Source organism: Streptomyces boncukensis (genome assembly GCF_011045075.1).
Taxonomy (GTDB): Bacteria; Actinomycetota; Actinomycetes; order Streptomycetales; family Streptomycetaceae; genus Streptomyces; species Streptomyces boncukensis.
This window is the reverse complement of sequence record NZ_JAAKZZ010000577.1, coordinates 1-4,253: the sequence shown is the minus strand read 5'-3', so window position 1 is coordinate 4,253 and position 4,253 is coordinate 1. Positions and strand designations below refer to the sequence as shown.

The window sequence follows — 4,253 nt, the reverse complement described above, 5'->3', positions numbered from 1 at the left end:
GGACGCGGCGGCGGGCGCCCCCGCCGGGGGCTTCGGCCCGCCCCCCGTCACCGACCTGTCCGCGGCCCTGGAGGAGGTCCGGCACCTCCTCGACGCCGGCCGCTTCACCGAGGTCGCCGCGCTCCTCGGCCGCACCCTCCCCGCCGCCGTCGCCGAGCACGGCGCGGGCTCCCCCGTCGTCCGCACCCTGCGCAAGCAGTACGCGGCGGCCCTGGTCGACATCGGCCAGTACGGGCTGGCGCTGCCGGAGCTGAGCCGGCTCATCCGGGAGCTGGGCGCAGAGCGCGGCATGAACGACCCCGCGGTCGTCCAGCTCCTCCAGGACGAGGCCCTGTGCCGCCGCAGCCTCAGCACGGGCTAGGGGGTGTTCTCGAAGGTCCCGTCAGGGGCGCGGGGAACCATACGGGGCGCTCAGTCGCCGTCGTCCGGCAGCAGCTTCTCCGGGGTCAGCGGCAGCTCGCGGACACGGCGGCCGGTGGCGTGGTAGACGGCGTTGGCGACAGCCGGGGCCACCCCCACAGCGCACACCTCGCCGAGCCCCTTCGCACCCAGCGGGTTGACGTCGGGTTCGGCCCGCCCGACGAACCGCGCGTCGATGCTGCCGATGTCGGCGTGGACGGGGACGTGGTAGTCGGTGAGCGCGGGGTTGACCATCCGGCCGCTGACCGGGTCGAAGACGAGCCGTTCCATCAGCGCTGCCCCCAGCGCGTAGATGATGCCGCCCTGCGCCTGGTTGCGGGCGGTCTTCGCGTTGAGGACGAGCCCGCAGTCGAAGACCCCGACGTGCCGGGTGACGCGCACTCGCGGCAGGTCCCGGTCGATGCGCACCTCCGTGAAGTGCGCGCCGAAGGTGGACCTTGCGAACGGCAGGTCCTCGTCCGGGGTGAACTCGCCCTCGCCGACGACCGACCGCCTGTCCTGCCGTGCCAGCAACGCCTCGTACGTCTCCCCGCGCTTCGGCTCGTCCCGTACGAACAGCCGCCCGTCGGCCGCCTCGATGTCCTTCTCGTCCTCCCCGTGCAGCGGGGAGGCGCGGTCCGCGACGGCCAGCCGGACCGCCGTGCGGCGGGCGTCCCGGGCCGCCAGGTGGACGGCGCTGCCGTTGCTCCCCGAGTTGCGGGAGCCGAAGGTCTGCGCGGCGGCGGGCAGGTCGGTGTCCCCGGCCCGCATCCGGACCTTCGCGGGCGCCACACCGATCCCCGAGGCGGCCACCTGCGCCAGTGTCGTCAGGGTGCCTCCGCCGATCTCCACGGTGCCGGTGCGCACCTCGGCCGTGCCGTCCCGGCGGATCTCCACCGTGGCCCTGGCCCCGAGGGCGTGCTCCACGCGGATCGCCGAGGCCATGCCCCAGCCGACCAGGTCGTCGCCGTCCCGCATGGACCGCGGCCGGGCTTCGCGCCGGTCCCAGCCGAAGACCTTCGCGCCGAGCTTGTAGCACTCCAGCAGCCGGTTGCCCGCCCAGGGCTTGCGGCTCTCCGGGTCGGCGTCGGCGTAGTTGCGGCGGCGCAGCTCCACGGGGTCCACGCCGGTGGCGTACGCGAGTTCGTCCATGGCGGACTCCAGGGCGAACATCCCGGGGTTGTCGCCCGGGGTGCGCATGGACGTCGCCGTGCCGGTGTTGACCCGCGCCACCTTGGTGGTCGTCCGCAGGTGCGGCACCGCGTACATCGCGCGCATGCAGTGCGCCGTGGTCTCGTGGCGGTCCACGACGAACGAGGTGGTGTTGGCGCTCTCATGGGTGATCGCCCGCAGCCGGCCGCGCCGGTCGGCTCCCAGCCGGAGCGTCTGCCGGGTCTCGGGCATGTTGCCCGTACCGGTGAACACCTGCTTGCGGTCGATGGTCAGCCGTACCGGACGGCCCACCGCACGTGCCGCCAGCGGCGCCAGCAGGGTGTGTGCCCAGACGAACGCCTTGTTGCCGAATCCGCCGCCGAGCAGCGAGGAGACCATCCGGACCTGTTTCTCCTCCAGTCCGAAGACGGCCGCCACGGCGGGCCGGTGCCGGAACACCCCCTGGCTGGAGTCGTAGAGCGTCAGTTCGCCGCCCTTCCACTCGGCCAGCGTCGAGGAGGGCTCCATCGGCGCGTTGGAGACGGTGGCCGTACGGTAGCGCCCCGTGATCCGCACGGCGGCCTTCCGCAGCTCCTCCTCCGGCTCGCCGCGCAGCGACTCCGGGTCGCCGAGCACCAGGTACGGACTGTCCTTCGGCACGAACGCGTCGGGCAGTGCGGCGTCCAGCGTGGGCACCGGTTTCCGCTTCGCGTACTCCACGCGTACCCGCGAGGCGCCGTACCGGGCCTGCTCCAGGGACTCGGCGACGACCAGCGCGACGCACTGCCCCGCGTGCAGGACCCGGTCGTCCTGCAGCGGCAGCCGGGGCTCGGCGGCGAACGGGACCGGCGGCTCGCCCTTCCACTCCGGGCGGTCGCGGTGCGTCAGCACGGCCACCACTCCGTCCGCCGCGCGCGCCGCACGGGTGTCGATACGGCGTATCCGCGCGGCCGACTCCGTACTGGTCACCATCACCGCGTGCGTCATCCGGGGCAGGCGGACGTCGCCCGAGTAGACGGCGCGGCCCGTCACCTTGTCGGGGCCCTCGATGCGGTCGAGCGCGGCGCCGACCGGTTCCTCCCAGCGTGCCATCAGCGGCCTCCCGCGTCGTTCAGGGCCCGGCGGACCACCCTGCTGACCAGTTGCACCTTGTAGGCGTTGTCGGGGCGCGGCTCGGCCCCCTCGGCGGCGGCCCGCGCGGCGGCCCGCGCCGCGCCGTCGTCCAGCTTCCGCCCCGTCAGCGCCCGCTCGGCCCCGGTGGCGCGCCACGGCTTGGCCGCGACGCCGCCCAGCGCGATCCGCGCCCGCCGCACCGCGCCGCCCCGCAGGTCCACGGCGACGGCGGCGGACACCAGCGCGAAGGCGAAGGACGCGCGCTCGCGGAACTTGAGGTACCGCACGCGCCTCCCCGGGGGCTGCGGGGGCAGCTCCACCGCCTCGATCAGCTCGCCGTGCCCGAGGTTGTGCTCCCGCTGCGGCGCGTCGCCGGGCAGCCGGTGCAGGTCGCCGACGGGCATGCTGCGGCGGCCGTCCGGGCCCACCACGCGCACCACGGCGTCCAGCGCCACCAGCGCCACGGCCAGGTCCGACGGGTGCACCGCGAGGCACGCCTTCGTGGCCCCGAAGACCGCGTGGTGCGCGCTGTCGCCCGCGACGGCGGCGCACCCCGAGCCGGGGTCGCGCCGGTTGCACGGGAACTCCGTCGTGCGCAGATACGGGCAGCGCACCCCCTGGAGCAGATTGCCGCCGAAGGTTGCCATGTTCCTGATCTGCGGCGAGGCCCCGGACGCCAGCGCCTGGGCCAGCAGCGGATAGTGCTCCCGCACCGTCTCGTCGAGCGGCGCGTTGCGGGCCAGCGCCCCGATCCGCACCCCGCCGTCCGGCAGCCGGGTCACCCGGTCCAGCGGGAGGCCGCCGATGTCGACGACCCGGGACGGTGCGCGGACGCCGTCCCGCAGGAGAGTCACCTGGTCCGTGCCGCCCGCGACGACCCGCGCCCGCGGGTCCCCCGCCAGCAGCTCGACCGCCTCGCCGACCTCGCGGGGGCGGGAGTAGTGGAAGGTTCGCACGTCACATCTCCTTCCGTGCCTGCGCGACCGCGTCGGCGATGTGCGGATAGGCGGCACAGCGGCACACGTTGCCGCTCATCAGCTCGGGCACCTGCGCGGCAGGTACGTCGGGGGACTCCTTCAGCAGACCGACGGCCGACACGACCTGCCCGGAGGTGCAGAACCCGCACTGGAAGCCGTCCTGCTCGACGAAGGCCCGCTGCATCGGGTGCAGCTCGCCGTCCTCGGACAGCCCCTCGACGGTGGTGACCTCGCGCCCCTCGTACATCACGGCCAGGGTCAGGCAGGACACCGCCCTGCGGCCGTCGACCAGGACCGTGCACGCCCCGCAGGCGCCCTGGTCGCAGCCCTTCTTCGGGCCGGTGAGGCGGAGCCGTTCGCGCAGGGTGTCCAGCAGGCTGGCGCGGACGTCCACCGTCAGCTCCCGGCGCCGCCCGTTGACCGTGAGCGCCAGCGGGACCGTACGGGGCGGCGCGTCCCCGGCACCGCCGCCCTCGTCGTCGGCGGCATCGGCGGCGGCGGCGTGCGGGGCGGTGAGCGGGGTGCCGGGCAGCACGCCGGCGGCGGCCAGTCCGGCCCCCGCGGCCGCCCCGGCGGCGAGCACGGTACGGCGGGGCGCGCCGCCCCCGTCCC

At 75.2% G+C, this 4,253-nt stretch carries 3 protein-coding genes and 1 pseudogene; 1 reads left to right on the top strand and 3 read right to left on the bottom strand.

All coding sequences use genetic code 11. The annotated features are described in order from the left end of the window. Positions 1 to 361, top strand: a pseudogene (locus G5C65_RS32320) (serine/threonine-protein kinase); the annotation flags it as partial. 50 nt (positions 362 to 411) lie between these two features. Here G5C65_RS32320 and G5C65_RS32315 read toward each other — a convergent pair. The 3 genes from G5C65_RS32315 to G5C65_RS32305 form a co-directional block, all read right to left on the bottom strand. Further along, a complete protein-coding gene (locus tag G5C65_RS32315; protein ID WP_165302602.1) occupies positions 412 to 2,643 on the bottom strand; it encodes a xanthine dehydrogenase family protein molybdopterin-binding subunit in 2,232 nt (743 codons plus the stop codon). After that, positions 2,643 to 3,620, bottom strand: a complete 978-nt coding sequence (locus G5C65_RS40560) for an FAD binding domain-containing protein (protein WP_165302601.1) — start codon at positions 3,618 to 3,620, stop codon at positions 2,643 to 2,645. The genes G5C65_RS32315 and G5C65_RS40560 overlap by 1 nt, the downstream gene beginning before the upstream one ends. 1 nt (position 3,621) lies before the next feature. Further along, the coding region (locus G5C65_RS32305) for a (2Fe-2S)-binding protein (protein WP_338146766.1) at positions 3,622 to 4,253 on the bottom strand (632 nt) is incomplete at its 5' end.